This window comes from Pedobacter sp. FW305-3-2-15-E-R2A2 (assembly GCF_038446955.1).
GTDB lineage: Bacteria > Bacteroidota > Bacteroidia > Sphingobacteriales > Sphingobacteriaceae > Pedobacter.
Genome location: NZ_CP151803.1, coordinates 1458305 through 1476619 on the forward strand (window position 1 = coordinate 1458305; position 18315 = coordinate 1476619).

An 18315-nucleotide genomic window follows, 5' to 3' on the forward strand; every position below is an offset into this window, starting at 1 on the left:
GATATTTAAGGTATTAAAATTTAGTTTGTAAATCTGTTTTTTTGCTGATCAGTAACAGCCCGATAAAGGTGATAAGCCCATTTACCAGAATCAGCTCAACACTGAACTTGTATCCTCCCAGTAAGGTCGCGGAATTTGCATTCAGGAGGTAACATAATGCTGGTGAAATGATACATATTAAAGGTACTAATTTATCATGAAGTCCTCTTTTTCTAACAAAAAGACCAAAGCTATACAGACCAAGAAGTGGGCCATAAGTATAGGATGCGACTTTAAAAATGCCTTTTACTACTGATTCATCATTAAATGCATTGAATATAATGATCACGACAAACATTAATAATGAAAAAGCAACATGGACCATATGTCTTTTGCTGACTGCCGCTTTCGATTTCTTGTCGGCCGCCTCTTTATGTTGCCGATCTGCTGCAGCCATAGATTCTTTGTCTGTGGTTTCATGAACAACAGGGGCGTTTTCTTTATCCATGTGGAGAAAATCTACACAGAATGAGGTAGTCAATGCGGTTAATGCCGAGTCTGTTGTGGCAAAAGTTGCTGCCGTTAAGCCCAGCATAAAAACGATTGCCGGAACAACACTCAGGTGGTTTAACGCAATCTCTGGAAAAAGAAAGTCTGTTCTTGGTTTGCCGGTAACATGGTCTAAAGGAATTTCAATCCCGTTTTTAGTGGCGTATATATATAACAAAGCACCTACTGATAAAAAGAAGATATTCAGTACAACGAACACTCCGGTGAAAGTGAACATGTTTTTTTGAGCTTCACCAATGGTTTTCATGCTTAGGTTTTTCTGCATCAGGTCCTGATCTAATCCCGTCATGGCAATGGTGACGAATATTCCACCTATCAGCTGCTTACTGAAATAGAAATCGCTGGTGAGGAAGTTTTCGTAGAAAAAGATCTTGGAGTAACCGCTGTTTTTTATCGATTCAAAGGCCGTTGGAATGTCCATATTCAGGCTGCTGCAAATGAAGTAAAGCGTCAGAAATACCGATAATACCAGGAAGAATGTTTGCAAGGTATCGGTAATGATGATGGTTTTCAGTCCGCCTTTAAAAGTATAGGACCAGATCAGTCCCAGGGAGATCAGTACTGTTGCCCAGAAAGGAATACCATAACTGTCAAATATAAAGCGTTGTAATACAATGACTACCAGGTACAAACGGAAGGCTGAGCCTATGGTTCTGGAAATCAGGAAAATAGAAGCGGCGGTTTTATAGCTATAGAAACCGAGCCTTTGTTCGATATAACTGTAAATCGAGGTCAGCCTCATCCGGTAATAGAGGGGCAGGAGTACTGTTGCGATAATGATAAAGCCAATGGCATTGCCCAGCACAAACTGGAAATACTGAAACTGGTTGCCTGAGGGAGCACCAACTTCCCCGGGAACGGAAATGAAAGTTACGCCGGATAAGGCGGTTCCAATCATTCCAAAGGCTACGAGGTACCATTTTGAGTTTCTGTTTGCAATGAAAAAAGTAGCGTTATCAGATGATTTCTTCGATGTTGCAAACGCAATAATGATCAGGATCAGAAAATAACCAATTAAAAAAGACAAAAGTATAGCTGGGCTCATAGTATGTTTTTAGCAGCTAAATGTAAGAAAATCAAATTTTAAAAATCAATTAACGGAAGATAAATATAAATTTGTAGAATGAACTTTTCTTCTAAACTTCTTGAAGACGCTGTCAATGAATTTTCAAAGTTGCCAGGAGTTGGACAAAAGACCGCATTACGCTTAGTATTGCATTTATTGAATAAGGAGCAGGAAGAGGTCTCGAACTTCGGAAATGCGATTATCAGACTCCGGCAGGAGATTAAACACTGTACCGTTTGTCATAATATCTCTGACCAGCACATTTGTGAGATCTGTACCGCCAATAAGCGGGACAAAGAAGTGATCTGCGTAGTGGAAGATACCCGTGATGTAATGGCTGTGGAGAATACCGGTCAGTATTTTGGAGTTTATCATGTATTGGGAGGCCTGATCTCCCCAATGGATGGCATAGGACCTTCCGATCTTTTTATTGACTCTCTGGTGCAACGCGTTGCAACTACGCCGGTAAAAGAGGTTATACTGGCCCTGAGTGCCACGATGGAAGGGGATACCACGCTCTTTTATTTATACAAACGCCTTAAAGATTTCCAGATCCCAATCACGACAATTGCCCGTGGAATTGCGTTTGGCGGTGAACTCGAATACGCAGACGAAATCACTTTGGGCCGCTCTATCGTTACCAGGGTGCCTTATGAAAACTCATTAATCAAATAACCAGCATGGATTTTAAGAATAAGGTAGTCATCATTACCGGTGCATCTTCCGGTATAGGAAAGGCTTGTGCCGAAGAATTTGCGAAACGTGGTGCCCATCTGGTCCTCGCTGCCAGACAATATGTAACCCTCTGCGAAATTACTGCTGATCTGGAAAACAGGTATGGCATTCGTGCTGTGGCGGTACAGGCTGACGTAAGTAAGGAACACGATTGTGAAGTGCTGATCAAACAGGCATTGGTCACTTTCGATAAAATAGATGTCCTGGTCAATAATGCCGGACTATCCATGCGCGCCTTATTTGATGACCTGGACCTTTCTGTCCTGAAAAATCTGATGGATGTGAATTTCTGGGGCACCGTATATTGTACAAAATACGCGTTACCGGAAATCCTGAAAACCAAAGGCAGTATAATTGGCGTATCTTCTATTGCAGGTTATCGTGGATTACCGGGAAGAACAGGTTACTCTGCTTCTAAGTTTGCCATGAATGGCTTTATGGAAGCACTGAGGACTGAGCTTTTAAAGACAGGAGTGCATGTCATGGTGGCTTGTCCTGGTTTTACCGCTTCAAATATCCGGGTAACTGCTTTAGCTAAAGACGGGTCTTCACATGGAGAAACAAGTATGGAAGAGGGGAAAATGATGACTGCCGATGAGGTTGCCGGCCGTATTGTTGATGGAATTGCGGCAAGAAAACGCACTTTGATCATGACGGGGCAGGGTAAATTAACGGTGTGGATCAATAAATTGCTTCCTGCATTGGCGGATAAACTGGTGTTTAACCACTTTACAAAAGAAAAGAACGCATTGATCAAATAGAAAATGAAAACCAGGTTGTTGCTGATGTTACTTGCTTTTACTTCATCAATAGTCACTTTGTCTGCAAAGGTTAAAGTGGCAAAGGATATTGATTACGGTGCTGATAAAGGTAAAATTAGCAATCAGCTGAATGTCTACTATCCGGCAAGTCTGGAAAAGAAAGATGTCCTGATCTTTATTCATGGCGGTTCCTGGAGCAGCGGAAAAAAAGAAACCTATTGGTGGCTGGGAAGGAACCTGGCAAGAAAAGGTTTGGTCGCAGTAACGATAAATTATGGTCTGGCGCCGGATCAGCAATATGGACAAATGGCTACTGATTGCGCCAATTCGGTGAAATGGGTGTATGATCATATCGCCGATTATGGCGGAAATCCGGAACGGATCTTTCTGATGGGACATTCCGCAGGAGGGCACCTGGCAGCATTGATCAATGCTGACCCGCAATACTTAAAAAACGCTGGTTTTAGAGGAAAAATTAATGGCGTGATTTTAAATGATGCCTTTGGCCTGGATATGAACGAGTATCTGAGCAAAGCAGAACATGACAACAATTACCGCAATTTTATCCGCACTTTTACCAGTAGTCCTGAAGTATGGACCAAAGGTTCTCCCCTGAATTATTTGGATAATATTCGTAATCCTCATTTGATCTTTTATGGGGAAAATACTTATCCCGCGATTCAGATTCAGTCGAAACGGATGTATGAGCAGTTAATGGGGCAGCAAGTACCTTGTGAGCTACAGCTGATTCGTAGGAAAAAGCATGTCGGTATGATCAGTCAGATGATTTTCGGAAGTAATGCGCTTTATAAGGCCATTCTGGATTTTATAGCAGGGCATTAGCGTTTAAGGACTTTCTTTATTAACAGGGATTCCGCTCTTGCTTAGTATCTCAGGTTTTTCTATATCAATAAATGTAGAGATTCCTCAAAGACTGAAATCTTTTGCGCTGAAGGGCGCAAATCTTTCTATGCCTTTTCTGAACTCCACATTTATTGGAGAAATCCTGCACAGAATTAAGGTTCGCTCCACAGGCTAAACCTCGATCCGGGAACCGGGAATTTTAAGAATGTTTTGGGTAGTCATGGGCATTTAATTGGTCAGAAATGTCCATTGTATCAGGCGAAGGAGCAATCATTTTTTGAACAAAAATGTCCCTCTGCTTTGAAGACATTCGAATATTTGCCCTTCAGCAAAGATTCGGGGATGAAAAGGAGAGGGATATTTTTGTAATACTTAATTTCTCTGACCTTTTTTAAACAGATGATGAGATCGGCTGAGCATCTGTAACCATTTCGGTATTGCCAATTCTGGAAAGGTCAAGCGTAGTTCGTCCGCTGTTATCTCTCGAGAAGATACTGGAGAATTTGGCGTTGTGTATAATGTCTTCATCACGGTAGGAGGTTCTGGTATGTACCGTTTGAGAGAAGGTGTCGTCAAAGGCTTTTAACAAAACCAGGATCTCTACTTCTGCATCGGCAAGATCTTCTGCGGTTTTTTCAAAAATGGGACTATGTTCGTCAATGGGATGTACAACGGTCCAGCTTAAACTCAGCAATCCGATTTTTGATCTTTCCAGGTCTAAGGGGTAAAATCGCCTGATCTTTTTTCCGTCAACGAGCTCATTATAAGACATTACAACCTGAACTTCAATTTCTATGAGTTGGTTGTTTCTTAGGTTTGCAAGTCTGAACATTAGTCCTTTAATTCCTTTATAAGGGGTGATGACCATGTTTGGACTATAAACTACTTTTGCGGTGGGCCTGGAAAAACGGCCATACAATAAACCTGTGGCCAGGGCAAATGCAAGTAAACCCAGCATGGATTCAAAAGCGGCAAGGCAACTCGTGGCAAAGCCATCCGGACTGATGTGGCCATAACCCACAGTAGAAATGGTTTGCGCGGAAAAGAAGAAGGCATCAAAGAAATGATCTCTGGGACTGAGACCGTCGGCTCCTTTAAGGTGTTCAATTCCTATCGATACATATAGCGTGGCAAAGAGGGTGTTCACGATGAGGTAGGCTAGGAGGATGATGAACAGGAATTTCTTCCAGGACATGGAAATCAGCCAGTTATAAGTATCGGCACTTCTGAAAATAGGAAGACCGGTCCGCCGGACGTTGGAAGAACCATCAGCATTCATTAATCTTTGATTCGCGCTAACAGGTTGTGTACCAAAGCCTAAATCATCATCTATTTGTGATTTCCGTTTAAATAATGCCATAATTTCTTACTAATTTCAAGAAAAATTTTGCAATTATTAAAAACTATTCCATCTTTGCTTAGATGATACAAACAAACGGACTTAATCTTTGGTGGTGGCACAACGCATTAGCGTAGTGTAACCCCTATTTTGAACGTTTTATTTTACATAAAAATATTTTGAGGGTTGCTTAGGGCAACCTTTTTTGTTTTATACCCATGAAGAAAATACTCAACCACTTATTTGAAAACAAGACCTTCAGCAGAGCTGAAGCACAGCGAATTCTGACTTCCATTGCTTTGGGTGAGTTTAATACCTCCCAGATCGCTGCTTTTATTACAGTTTACGGGATGCGTAACATTACGGTGGAAGAGTTACAGGGCTTCCGTGATGCCATGCTGGACTTATGCGTAAAGCTGGATTTCTCCAATCATGAACTGATCGATCTGTGTGGAACAGGTGGTGATGGAAAAGATACTTTTAACATTTCTACACTGGCTTCCTTTGTGGTGGCAGGATCAGGGCATAAAGTAGCCAAGCATGGTAACTATGGTGTTTCTTCGGGCTGCGGATCTTCCAATGTAATGGAGTATCTGGGGTACCAGTTCACGAGTGATCAGGATGTACTGAAAAGGAGCCTTGATAAATCGGGGATTTGCTTTATCCATGCGCCTTTGTTTAACCCGGCGATGAAAACAGTAGCCCCCATCCGTAAAGAATTGGGAGTGAAAACCTTTTTTAATATGTTGGGGCCAATGTGTAATCCGGCACAGCCTAAAAATCAATTGGTTGGCGTGTTTAGCCTGGAGCTGGCACGTTTGTATGCGTACCTGTATCAGGATACGGATAAGAATTATACCATCCTTCATGCGGTCGACGGTTTTGATGAGGTTTCTTTAACCTGCGATTTTAAGACGTTCAGCAAAAATGGGGAAGCCCTGAGAAAAGTGTCTGACCTTGGTTTTGAAGAGATTGATGAGCAATTGATTAAAGGTGGAGATACGGTAGCTTCTTCCGCGGAGATATTTATGAAAGTCCTGAATGGGGAAGGAGAAAATGAGCAGAATAATGTCGTGTTGTGTAATGCAGCATTGGCGATACAAACAATAGACAGCAGCAAGACTTTTGCCGATTGCTTCTATGAAGCGGAAGAATCTTTGTTCAGTAAGCGGGCCTTGAATACTTTTAAAAGCTTGTTGTCCTGATGAAAAGGCCTGAACTGAAAATATGTGGCATGCTGCATCCGGAGAATATTGCGGAAGTGGCCGGATTACAGCCGGATTATCTGGGCTTTATTTTCTTTAAAGGCTCCAAAAGATATGCTGGTGATTTAGATCCGGAAGTGGTTAAAGCTTTACCGGAACAGATTCGGCGGACTGGTGTTTTTGTAAATGAAGCAGCAGAAGTAGTGCTGGAGCTGGTTCATCAATACGGACTGAATGCGGTACAGTTACATGGAGCGGAGAGTTCTGAATATTGCAGGGGTATAGCTCAATATGTTAAAGCCATACAACCTGAATTTAAAGTGATCAAATCTTTTGGCGTCAATGCCGATTTTGATTTCCAGCAATTGGAGGCCTATCCCGGGGTGGTAGATTACTTTTTGTTCGACACACAAACACCCGATCATGGTGGTTCAGGGAAGAAGTTCGACTGGAACCTGCTGGACAAATACAAGCTCGATGTCCCTTATTTTTTGAGTGGAGGAATCGGACCGGAAAGTGTGGAGGCCTTGAATGGGATCAGCGACCCGCGACTGTTTGCCATCGACATCAACAGCAGGTTTGAACTGGAACCGGGATGGAAAGATGCAGGTAAATTGAAAGAATTTAAAAACAAGTTGTCCTGATGCCTTATGGCCATTCAGGGAATATATTAAGGAACAGAAAAGCGTTATTAGGTGCCATGGATAACGGAATACTAAAGAAATAAGAACAGGATTATGAACTATTTTGTAAATGAGAAGGGTTATTTTGGAGATTTCGGAGGAGCGTACATTCCCGAAATGTTATATCCCAATGTGGAAGAACTGAGAACCAATTACCTGAAAATTATCGAAGATGAAGACTTTCAAAAGGAGTTTCATCAACTGCTTAAGGATTATGTAGGAAGGCCTTCTCCCTTGTATCTGGCAAAGCGTTTATCGCAGCGCTACAATGCAAACATCTTCCTGAAAAGAGAAGACCTGAACCATACCGGTGCGCATAAGATCAACAATACCATCGGTCAGATTTTACTGGCAGAACGCTTAGGAAAAAAGCGGATCATTGCAGAAACAGGAGCAGGACAGCATGGTGTGGCAACAGCAACGGTTTGTGCCTTACGTGGCCTGGAATGTGTAGTGTACATGGGAGAGATTGATATTCAACGTCAGGCGCCCAATGTAGCGAGAATGAAAATGCTCGGTGCAACCGTGGTTCCTGCAACTTCAGGCAGTAAAACGTTGAAAGATGCGACCAATGAAGCCATGCGCGACTGGATCAATAATCCTATCGATACACATTACATTATCGGTTCTGTGGTAGGTCCGCATCCTTATCCGGATATGGTGGCACTATTTCAATCGATCATTTCAGAGGAAACAAAAAAACAATTAATTGAACAGACCGGAAACGATCAGCCTGATTATGTGCTTGCCTGCGTGGGTGGCGGAAGTAATGCCATGGGAATGTTCTATCATTTTATTAATGACGAAAACGTGAAACTGGTTGCCGTAGAGGCCGCAGGAAAAGGCGTAGACAGCGGGCATTCTGCAGCCACAACTTCTTTAGGAAAAGAAGGCGTTTTACATGGCAGCAGAAGCATCCTGATGCAAACGGAAGATGGGCAGGTGATTGAGCCTTATTCGGTTTCTGCGGGCTTGGATTACCCTGGAATAGGCCCTCAGCATGCGCATTTGTTTAAGACTTTGAGAGGGGAGTATGTATCGGTAACGGATGATGAGTCTTTACAGGCGGGATTGCTGCTGACACAGCTGGAAGGAATTATCCCAGCCATCGAAAGCGCACACGCCCTGGCGTATTTAGAGAAAATGAAGTTTACAGGTAAGGAAAATGTGGTCGTTTGTTTGTCCGGAAGGGGAGATAAAGACATGGATACCTATATGAAGTATTTTGGTTTATAAGAAGAGCAATGAACAGAATTAATAAGTTATTTCAGGAGAAAAAATATATATTATCCATCTATTACACTGCAGGATACCCAAACTTAGGTGATACCGTAGCGATTGCAGAAGAGTTGGAAAGGTCAGGCGCAGACTTACTGGAAATTGGTTTCCCATATTCTGATCCGGTAGCGGATGGTCCGGTTATTCAGGCGAGCAGCAAGACTGCCCTGGATGGTGGAATGACGCTTAAACTGTTGTTTGAGCAATTGAAAGACCTTCGTAAAACAGTAAGCATTCCGGTATTGCTAATGGGTTATGTGAACCCGATGTTGCAATATGGGGTCGAGAATTTTTGTAAGTCATGCGCAGAAGTAGGTGTGGATGGATGTATCGTTCCGGATCTTCCAATGGTGGAGTATGAAGAGCTGTACAGCGGCGTATTTAAAGATAATGGATTGACCAATATCTTCCTGGTGACCCCGCAGACTTCTACCGAGCGGATCCGTAAGATTGACGGACTAAGTAATGGCTTCATTTATCTTTTGTCTTCTTCTGCTACTACAGGGCAAAACCTGCAGGTTTCAGAAAATACAGAAGCGTATTTCTCGAGAATCGCGGAGATGAAGCTCAATAATCCAACGATGATCGGCTTTGGCATCAGCAGCAAAGAGACCTTTGATAAGGCTTGTCAGTATGCAAATGGCGCCATTATCGGCAGTGCTTTTGTTAAAAGCCTGAAATCCGATAACGTAACTGCCAGTGTGAGGGACTTTATGAAAACCTTTAAGCCGTAACTTCTTTTTTCGTGTTTTTAATGGATTTAAGGTAGATAAAACCAATTAATCCGGCAATGATAGAAGCACAAAGGATGGCGAATTTAGCCTCCGTAACATGCATCTCGTCGCTGAAAGACAATAGGGAAATAAAAATGGACATGGTGAATCCTATTCCGGCAAGCATACCCAATCCAATGATGTGCTTCCAACCGGATCGGGAAGGTAAGGTGCCTAGCTTTAGCTTCACCGCCAACCATGAAAATAGCGTAACCCCTATTGTTTTTCCGGCAAATAAGCCCAGGATAATTCCCGCTCCCAATGGGGAAACCAGGCCGCCAAGCATCTCTTTCTGAAAGGTGATATTGGTGTTCGCCAAAGCAAAAATAGGCATGATAAAGTAATTTACTGGGCCATTCAATAGGTGTTCCAGTTTTTCCAGCGGTGATTCTATATTGGTCTCATTACAAGGGATGGTGAAGGCAAGTAGTACGCCTGCAATCGTGGCGTGGATTCCTGAATGGTGAATGAAATACCATAAAAAGATGCCTGGGATCAGGTAAAAGAATAAGGGTTTTATGTTGAAGTAATTGAATAGAAATAATACTGCCAGTACTCCTGCAGCCATTAACAGGTAATCAAAATGAACTTCATTGGTGTAAAATACTGCAATAACTAGGATCGCTCCAAGGTCGTCTACAATGGCCAATGCAGCCAGAAAGATCTTTAAAGAAGTAGGGACGCTTTTGCCCAGCATTGAAATGATGGCCAATGCAAAGGCGATATCGGTAGCCATCGGAATTCCCCATCCTGAAGCTGTCGGCGTATTGTGGTTAAAAGCAAAATAGATCAATGCAGGAACGAGCATTCCGCCCAATGCCGCAATTACCGGCAAGGAGGCCTTTTTGAGCGAAGATAATTCTCCCTCCAGCATTTCCCTTTTAATTTCCAGCCCTACCAACAGGAAGAAAATGGCCATCAGGGCGTCATTGATCCATGCTGAAATGCTGAAGGAATAGGTGCTGCTACCAAAGGTAATTCCTAAATCTGTGGCTAAAAGATTGGCGAACCCTTCACTATAGGAGGAATTTGCAATAAATAAAGAGATGGCAACACACACCATAAGGATAATACCTCCGATTTGTCCTGAACGAATGAAATCTCTGAACGCTTGTAAATTGAATAGTTTCGACATGTGTTAAAGATACCATTCAAGGGGGAGTTAGGCAACAAATTAAAGGAAACTTTCCAGATCGCCTTTACCCTCACGAATGATTTCGAACTCTCCGGAGGTACAATCTACAACGGTAGAAGGCTCATTGTCACCGTATCCGCCGTCAATCACCAGGTCTACTTTATCTTCGTATTTCTCGTGGATCAATTCCGGATCTGTAGAATACTCAATCAACTCATCGTCATCTTTTATGGAAGTCGATAGGATCGGATTGCCAAGCAATAGCACAATTTCCCGGGCAATGGCATTGTCAGGAACACGGATACCGACCGTTTTTTTATTGGAGCTTAACAGCTTTGGTACATTGTTGTTGGCATTGAATATAAAGGTGAAGGGGCCTGGTAATGCTTTTTTTAACACCCTGAATGTAGTGGTATCAATGGGTTTAATATAGTCTGAAATGTGTCTGAGGTCAGAACAGATGAAGGAAAAGTTGGCCTTTTCAGGTTTGATGCCCCTCAACCGGCAAATCTTTTCTATGGCTTTTTGATTGGTAATGTCGCAACCCAAGCCGTAAACGGTATCGGTAGGATAAATGATGATGCCTCCTTTTTTTAAGACCTCCACCGCTTGTTCTATTGCTTTGGGATTCGGATTTTCAGGATAGATTTTGATAAGCATATGTAAAATTACAAAATCTTTATACCTTATTATGCTTATTATTGTTCTATTAGTATGTTTTTATTAAATTAAACCATATGAGAAAAGCTTTTATCGCAATTGCTGCATTTCTGGTGACCGCAACGGTCATGATCAGCCTGGCCTGGCCACCATTCTACTGGGCTTTTATCTTTATCGGACCGATTGTCATCTTAGGGGTTTACGACCTTTACCAGCCCAAACATAGCATCGTCAGGAATTACCCCGTAGTTGGCCGGTTAAGGTATTTTATGGAAGACCTGCGCCCAAAAGTCTATCAGTATTTTGTGGAAAGCGATACCAATGGAAAACCATTCAGCAGGTTAAACCGTTCGTTGATTTATCAAAGAGCAAAAAAAGAGAACGATACCATTCCATTTGGTACACAGCTGGATGTTTATGAAAACGGATATGAATGGCTGAGTCATAGCATTGCCGCGATCAGTCATACGGAGCTGGATGAAGACCCAAGAGTACTTGTCGGCGGACCTGCTTGTAAAAAGCCATACTCTGCAAGTATCTATAATATATCGGCCATGAGTTTTGGCTCATTGAGTCAGAATGCGATTCTGGCCTTAAACGGAGGCGCTAAACTAGGGAACTTTGCCCACAATACAGGTGAAGGCGGAATCAGTGATTACCATGCTAATCCAGGCGGAGATCTCATTTGGCAAATTGGAACAGGTTATTTCGGTTGTCGCCATCACGATGGTAGTTTTAATTATGACGCCTTTGCAGAGCGCTCCCAGTCTGAGCAAGTGAAGATGATTGAAATTAAACTTTCTCAGGGTGCTAAACCAGGGCATGGAGGAATCTTGCCGGCCAAGAAAGTTACTCCGGAAATCGCGAGGATCAGGTTGGTGAAGGAAGGTTTTGATGTGATCTCTCCGCCTGCACATGCGGCTTTTAAGACGCCTTTGGAGCTGGTGGCTTTTGTGCAGAAATTAAGGGAATTGTCGGGCGGGAAACCTGTAGGGATAAAATTGTGTATTGGTCGTAGGAGTGAATTTTTTGCCATTTGTAAAGCGATGTCAGAAACAGGAACTTATGTTGATTTTATTACAGTTGACGGCGGTGAAGGTGGTACCGGTGCATCGCCTCAGGAATTCTCTAATGCGGTCGGCATGCCTTTAAGAGAAGGAGTAGCCTTTGTGTATGATGTATTGAGTGGGTTTAACCTGAAACAACACATCAAAATCATTGCTTCAGGAAAGATATCTTCCGGATTTGATCTGGTAAAGAACATTGCTCTAGGTGCAGATCTATGTAATTCTGCAAGAGGAATGATGTTCGCACTGGGTTGCATACAGGCGTTGGAATGTAATAGCAATACTTGTCCGACTGGTGTGGCGACACAAGATGCGAGTCTGATGAAAGGACTGGTTGTAGAAGATAAAAGAGTCAGGGTGTTTAACTTTCATAAGCTTACCGTAGAAAGTGCCGTAGAACTGCTCGGTGCTGCGGGATTACACCATACTTATCAGTTGACCAGAGCTTATATCAATAGAAGGATTGCTCCCAATGTGATGCAGTCCTATATGGAGAGTTTCCCTTATATTCCGGAAGGCAGTTTGTTGAGAACGCCTTACCCTTTGAGATTTGAGCTGGGCATGGCATTGAGTACTTCTGCCAGTTTTACACCTACGGATTACAAGGTTTCCATTGTCGATTATGCGCATGCGAATTCTTTTAATGACAATTTAACGCAAGGGAATTAGTTCCGCTCTCGCTTAGTATCTCAGGCTTTCTGTTCTCAATAAATGTAGAGATTCTTCAAAGGCTGAAATCTTTTGCGCTGAAGGGCGCAAATCTTTCTATGCCTTTTCTGAACTCCACATTTATTGGAGAAATCCTGCATAGAATTAAGGTTCGCTCCACAGGCTAAACCTCGACCCGGGTATTATTTTAAGCTTGTTATTTAGGGCGTCCGATTAGTAGAGGGGGTAGGTGAGTGATAGGTAGAATGGAATGTTTAATTGAGGTTATGGGTGAGTAGGGAGTTCAATTGGAGGATGTGTAGAATAGAATGTTCGATTGAGGTATTGGAGTATGAGGTGTTTAATTGAGATTATGGGTGAGTAGGGAGTTCAATTGGAGGATGTGTAGAATAGAATGTTCGATTGGGTTATTGGGTATGGATGTTTAATTGGGCTATGGATAGGTAGAGCGCTAAATTGGAGGATGTGTAGAATAGAATTTTCGATTGGGTTATTGGGTATGGATGTTTAATTGGGCTATGGATAGGTAGAGCGCTAAATTGGATGATATGTACAATAGAATTTTCGATTGAAATATTGGAACGTTCAATTGGATGGTATGTAGAATAGGATATTTGATTTAACTATGTAGAGGAAAGAATGTTTAATTGAGTGCTATTAAAGGTAGAGCATTCAATTGCATCATGCGAAGGAGCAATCATTTTTTAAACAAAAATGTCCCTCTGCTTTGAAGACATTCGAAGATTTGCCCTTCAGCAAAGATTCGGGGATGAAAAGAAGATGGGATATTTTTGTAATACTTAATTTCTCCAACCAAAAAACACATCAAACAAAAAGGCCGGTTTCAACTAAATGGAACCGGCCTTTTCATTTTATAATGAGATTAAAACTCAGCGTTTCTTGGGAAACGTGGAAAAGCAATCACGTCTCTGATATTCGTCATTCCACTCACAAAAAGTACCAGTCTTTCGAAGCCTAATCCGAATCCTGCATGTGGAGCTGTTCCAAAACGTCTGGTATCTAAATACCACCATAGTTCTTCCTGTGGGATATTCAGCTCTTCCATTCTTTGAACAAGTTTATCCATACGTTCTTCTCTTGCAGAACCACCTACCATTTCTCCGATTCCAGGGAAAAGGATGTCCATTGCGGCCACTGTTTTTCTTCCCTGGGCATCAGGTTCATTCTGACGCATGTAGAATGATTTGATGTCTGCCGGATAGTCTGTTAAGATCACTGGTTTTTTGAAATGTTTTTCTACCAGATAGCGCTCATGTTCCGACTGAAGGTCTGCTCCCCATTCATCAATAAGATATTTGAATTGTTTCTTTTGATTTGGTTTGGAAGACCTTAGGATGGCGATGGCTTCCGTATAGGTCAGGCGCTCAAAGTCATTGTTCAGGCAGAAGTTAAGTTTCTCTATTAAAGAAAGTTCACTGCGTTCGTTCTGGGGTTTGGTTTTCTCCTCTTCCAGCAAACGGTTGTTCAGGAACTCTATTTCTTCAGGGCAGTTTTTTAAGGCATAGTCGATGACATATTTCATCATGTCTTCTGCCAGCTGCATGTTGTCTTCCAGGTCTGCAAAAGCAACCTCAGGCTCAATCATCCAGAATTCTGCAAGGTGACGTGTGGTGTTTGAATTTTCAGCTCTGAATGTAGGGCCGAAAGTATAGATCTGTCCAAAGGCCATTGCAGCAAGCTCACCTTCCAGTTGTCCGGATACGGTAAGGTTGGTTGCACGGGCAAAGAAATCTTGTGAGAAATCTACTTTGCCGTCTTCTGTACGTGGGGTGTTGTCAAAGTCTAAAGTCGTTACTTTGAACATTTCACCGGCACCTTCAGCATCGGAAGCTGTAATGACAGGGGTATGCATGTACACAAAGCCTCTGTCGTTATAAAACTGATGAATGGCAAAAGCCAGGGCATGACGTAACTTGAAAACCGCATTGAAAGTGTTGGTGCGGAAGCGTAGATGCGCAATTTCTCTCAGGAATTCTAAGCTGTGTTTCTTAGGTTGTAAAGGGAATTTTTCCGGATCACTATCGCCTAATATTTCAATGGAATTTGCTTTTATATCAACTCTCTGGCCTTTACCAACGGATTCTACAATGATTCCTGTAACGGATATTGCAGCTCCTGTAGTAATGCGTTTTAATAAATCTTCAGGGGTATTATTGAAGTCGACAACGATCTGGATATTTCCCATGCAGGAACCATCATTTATAGCTATAAACTGATTGTTACGGAAGGTACGTACCCAACCCATAACGGTCACTTCTCTGTCGAACTGCTCTGTCTCTAACAGGCTTTTTACTTTTTCTCGTTTTATCATGATTTTATTGTGGAGAGCGTCAAAAATAAGGATTTCATTCAATAAATAAGAGGGAATAGTCCGCTTATATTCAATTGTATAATGATTTTTTTTATGTTTCTTAATATATTAAGTTTGCGTTTCATTCTCAATCATATTAACGTGCAACCAAATCGTAAACTTTCCTTCTGGCAAAATGCCATTGGTGATGTCTATAACTTTTCTCTCGAAGAACGTATTTTTAATACCATGTGCATCTTTGCTTTCTTTGCCATGTTGGTGGAAGCTCCTTATAACTATGCTGTGAATCTGAAAGTACTGGCATGGCTTTGCTGTATATGCATGTTGTTTATCTTAGCTTTATATTATGGCTCCAGGGTGAAGCGGAAGTCTTCGTTGTGCATTATGGTTTTTTGCCTGGCTTGTAACATTGCTTTTGTTTTCTGTTATTTTTATAATTCAGGAATCCTTGGTCCGAATATTTTGCTCTTTGCACTTTCTTTTTTTATCATCATTACCATTATTCCTAAGCAGCAATATGTATTTTGGGTGCCGCTCAATCTGCTCGTTGTACTTACGGTATTGGTGGTGGAACTTTATTGTCCACACTTAATTCCAAATCTATACTTGAATAATGCGGTGAGAACGATTGATTTCGGAGTAACCTATATTGTTGCCACCACGCTTATTTTATTTTCTATTAGCTATATGCGCAAGAATTATGACCATGAGCGGTCCTCTGTTGAGGAGCGAAACCGGGCAATAGAAGTTCAGAATGAAGAGATACTTTTTCAAAAGCGGGAGCTGGAATATCTGAACCGGGAAAAGGACCGCTTGCTTTCTATCGTGGCGCATGATGTAAGGATGCCATTGAGTTCTATACAGGGGTATTTGGAATTGCTGAATGCAGTAGGACTGGAAGAAGGGGAGAAGTCTTTTATAGAAGAGCAATTGCTGGAGATCACCAGAGATACTTCTGAGATGCTCATGAACCTGCTTTCCTGGTCGAGAACTCAGCTGATGGGAACTAATGTTCAGTTGAAATCCCTGGATGTGAATGAGGCACTGAAGAATTGGTTGAAAATTGAAAAGGCAATAGCCGACAAGAAAGGGATCCGATTGAATGTGTTAACCGCCGGACAATTAAATTTAATGGCGGATCATGATATGTTACATCTGGTAATCAGGAATCTGGTGTCAAATGCACTGAAGTTTACGCCAGCCGGAGGAGAGATTATTGTGTCCACCCGGTATCGTGATGACGAGGGAATGATTATTATTTCTGACAATGGAATAGGGATCTCCAATGATAAGCAGGAGAACCTGTTTCATCTTAATGCTTCCGCCACTTATGGTACCAACAATGAAAAAGGAATCGGATTAGGACTGCTGCTATGTAAAGAGTTTACCGAACAACAGCAAGGTAAGATCTGGTTTGAGAGTAAGGAAGATAAAGGCTCTGTTTTTTACATTTCTTTTAAATTAGGGGCTGTTTAGTGATTTGTTTTTGGTGTTTTTGAGTTTCGTTGGTGAAATGTGTCTATTTTACTTGTTTATGTCTGGTGTTTTTGTGGTTTTTGTCCATTTATTTTTGATTTTAATTGATTTTTTAAATTTATTGACGATTATTTAGCTTCTTTTTATTTGTTTTTGTGTGTTTTTGTGATTTTTATATGTTTTAATTTGTTTTATTGTCTTTTGTTTTGATGTTTCTTGTATTTTTGTGATTTTTTATTGAAATAAATTGTGTTTTTTGTCTTTAAGTTGTATATTTGTGTCAGCTCGTTTAATTTATATTTGGTTAAAGAAGCCTCCCGTTGGATGACTGGAGGCTTCTTATTTTTGTACCCTGCCAGTAACCGGGAAATGATTCGGGCCTGCGCTGTTTGTTCATGAAAACAATAGAAACCAGAAGTCTTGAAAATATAGGTCATAAAAAAAAGGTCAATTGTTCATTCAATTGACCTTTTTTATGATAGGTAATTACCTGATACTACGAAAGTACTTTAGTAACTAAAGCAGCAGCATCTTTCAATGCGATTGCTGAATATACTTTTAATCCTGACTCATCAATTAACTGTTTTGCTTCTGCGGCATTAGTACCTTGTAAACGACAGATGATTGGAACAGGAATATCTCCGATTTCTTTGTAAGCATCAATTACACCTTGAGCTACACGGTCACAACGAACGATACCACCAAAGATATTGATTAGGATTGCTTTAACATTAGGATCCTTAAGGATGATGTTAAAACCTGCTTTTACGGTTTGTGCGTTTGCAGTTCCACCAACGTCAAGGAAGTTGGCAGGCTCACCACCTGCAATTTTGATGATGTCCATGGTCGCCATAGCTAAACCAGCACCGTTAACCATACAGCCAACATTACCATCTAATTTTACGTAGTTTAAGTTTGATTCGCTAGCTTCAACATCTGTTGGATCTTCTTCCAGTTTATCACGCATTGCTGCATAATCAGGATGACGGAACAAAGCGTTTTCATCTAAATCAACTTTAGCATCTACCGCAATGATTTTGTCGTCAGAAGTTTTCAATACCGGGTTGATCTCAAACATAGCTGAGTCAATGCTGTCATAGGCTTTGTAAAGCGCAGTAACAAACTTCACCATCTCTTTAAAAGCAGCTCCGCTTAATCCAAGATTGAAGGCAACCTTACGGGCCTGGAATCCTTGAAGACCAACCTTAGGGTCAATTTCTTCTTTGAATATTAGATGAGGTGTTTTTTCTGCTACTTCTTCAATATCCATTCCACCTTCGGTAGAATACATAATGATGTTCTTGCCCGTTGCACGGTTTAGCAATACGCCTACATAGAACTCTTTAGTTTCTGAAGCTCCAGGATAATAAACATCCTGTGCAACTAAAATTTTGTTTACTTTCTTACCTTCAGGACCAGTTTGTGGGGTTACCAATTGCATGCCCAGGATTGCAGCAGCTCTTTCTTTAACCTCATCAAGGTTTTTGGCCAGTTTTACACCTCCGCCTTTACCTCTTCCGCCTGCATGGATTTGTGCTTTAATCACAACCCAATCAGAATTGAAGTCAGTTTTCATTTTTTTAGCAGCTTCTACAGCCTGCTCAACCGTGTCGGCAACAATGCCTTCTTGTACGGCTACACCAAAACTTTTAAGTATTTCTTTACCTTGATATTCGTGGATATTCATTTGCTGAAAAAATTTGTCCAAATCTACAATTTCAGA

At 41.6% G+C, this 18315-nt stretch carries 15 protein-coding genes; 9 read left to right on the plus strand and 6 right to left on the minus strand.

The window, feature by feature from the left end; genetic code table 11:
- Nucleotides 1-13 precede the first annotated feature (13 nt).
- Complete coding sequence (locus AAFF35_RS06115) at nucleotides 14-1594, minus strand: sodium:solute symporter (protein ID WP_342331520.1); 1581 nt, start codon at nucleotides 1592-1594, stop codon at nucleotides 14-16.
- Between the two features lie 78 nt (nucleotides 1595-1672).
- On the opposite strand from AAFF35_RS06115, the gene recR reads away from it, so the two are divergent.
- The 3 genes from recR to AAFF35_RS06130 are packed head-to-tail and all read left to right on the plus strand — an operon-like array spanning nucleotide 1673 to nucleotide 3954.
- Complete coding sequence (recR, locus tag AAFF35_RS06120; RefSeq protein ID WP_124578849.1) at nucleotides 1673-2290, plus strand: recombination mediator RecR; 618 nt, start codon at nucleotides 1673-1675, stop codon at nucleotides 2288-2290.
- A 5-nt stretch (nucleotides 2291-2295) separates the two neighbouring features.
- A complete protein-coding gene (locus AAFF35_RS06125; RefSeq protein ID WP_342331521.1) occupies nucleotides 2296-3111 on the plus strand; it encodes an SDR family oxidoreductase in 816 nt (271 codons plus the stop codon).
- A gap of 3 nt (nucleotides 3112-3114) precedes the next feature.
- Nucleotides 3115-3954, plus strand: coding sequence for an alpha/beta hydrolase (locus AAFF35_RS06130; RefSeq protein ID WP_342331522.1), 840 nt, complete (start codon nucleotides 3115-3117; stop codon nucleotides 3952-3954).
- Between the two features lie 412 nt (nucleotides 3955-4366).
- Here the strand turns inward: AAFF35_RS06130 and AAFF35_RS06135 are convergent, their stop codons facing one another.
- Nucleotides 4367-5335, minus strand: coding sequence for an ion channel (locus tag AAFF35_RS06135; RefSeq protein WP_342331523.1), 969 nt, complete (start codon nucleotides 5333-5335; stop codon nucleotides 4367-4369).
- A gap of 197 nt (nucleotides 5336-5532) precedes the next feature.
- Between AAFF35_RS06135 and trpD the strand changes: the two genes are divergently transcribed.
- The 4 genes from trpD (at nucleotide 5533) to trpA (ending at nucleotide 9214) form a co-directional block, all read left to right on the plus strand.
- The gene (gene trpD, locus AAFF35_RS06140; protein WP_124578841.1) at nucleotides 5533-6519 is read left to right on the plus strand and encodes an anthranilate phosphoribosyltransferase; all 987 of its coding nucleotides are present in this window, start codon (nucleotides 5533-5535) and stop codon (nucleotides 6517-6519) included.
- Nucleotides 6519-7163: a phosphoribosylanthranilate isomerase gene (locus AAFF35_RS06145; RefSeq protein ID WP_342331525.1), complete on the plus strand. Its 645-nt coding sequence runs from the start codon at nucleotides 6519-6521 to the stop codon at nucleotides 7161-7163. The genes trpD and AAFF35_RS06145 overlap by 1 nt, the downstream gene beginning before the upstream one ends.
- Before the next feature lie 93 nt (nucleotides 7164-7256).
- Entirely contained in the window at nucleotides 7257-8438 is a 1182-nt protein-coding gene (gene trpB, locus AAFF35_RS06150; protein ID WP_199756964.1) for a tryptophan synthase subunit beta, read from the plus strand.
- 8 nt (nucleotides 8439-8446) lie between these two features.
- On the plus strand, nucleotides 8447-9214 hold the full coding sequence (trpA, locus tag AAFF35_RS06155; RefSeq protein ID WP_342331526.1) for a tryptophan synthase subunit alpha: 768 nt from the start codon (nucleotides 8447-8449) through the stop codon (nucleotides 9212-9214).
- Here trpA and nhaA read toward each other — a convergent pair.
- Complete coding sequence (gene nhaA, locus AAFF35_RS06160; RefSeq protein WP_342331527.1) at nucleotides 9204-10388, minus strand: Na+/H+ antiporter NhaA; 1185 nt, start codon at nucleotides 10386-10388, stop codon at nucleotides 9204-9206. The two genes, trpA and nhaA, sit on opposite strands and share 11 nt — an antisense overlap.
- 39 nt (nucleotides 10389-10427) lie before the next feature.
- Nucleotides 10428-11048, minus strand: coding sequence for an L-threonylcarbamoyladenylate synthase (locus AAFF35_RS06165; protein ID WP_342331528.1), 621 nt, complete (start codon nucleotides 11046-11048; stop codon nucleotides 10428-10430).
- 77 nt (nucleotides 11049-11125) lie between these two features.
- Between AAFF35_RS06165 and AAFF35_RS06170 the strand changes: the two genes are divergently transcribed.
- A complete protein-coding gene (locus AAFF35_RS06170) occupies nucleotides 11126-12784 on the plus strand; it encodes an FMN-binding glutamate synthase family protein (RefSeq protein ID WP_342331529.1) in 1659 nt (552 codons plus the stop codon).
- Nucleotides 12785-13667: 883 nt separating this feature from the next.
- Here AAFF35_RS06170 and asnS read toward each other — a convergent pair.
- Nucleotides 13668-15116 (minus strand): asparagine--tRNA ligase, encoded by a 1449-nt coding sequence (asnS, locus tag AAFF35_RS06175; protein ID WP_074605033.1) that lies wholly within the window; start codon nucleotides 15114-15116, stop codon nucleotides 13668-13670.
- A gap of 141 nt (nucleotides 15117-15257) precedes the next feature.
- Between asnS and AAFF35_RS06180 the strand changes: the two genes are divergently transcribed.
- Nucleotides 15258-16592, plus strand: a complete 1335-nt coding sequence (locus AAFF35_RS06180; protein ID WP_342331530.1) for a HAMP domain-containing sensor histidine kinase — start codon at nucleotides 15258-15260, stop codon at nucleotides 16590-16592.
- A gap of 496 nt (nucleotides 16593-17088) precedes the next feature.
- Here AAFF35_RS06180 and sucC read toward each other — a convergent pair whose 3' ends face one another.
- Nucleotides 17089-18279 carry an ADP-forming succinate--CoA ligase subunit beta gene (gene sucC / locus AAFF35_RS06185; protein ID WP_073231105.1) on the minus strand — a complete coding sequence of 397 codons (1191 nt, stop codon included), beginning with the start codon at nucleotides 18277-18279 and terminating at the stop codon, nucleotides 17089-17091.
- Nucleotides 18280-18315 lie beyond the last annotated feature (36 nt).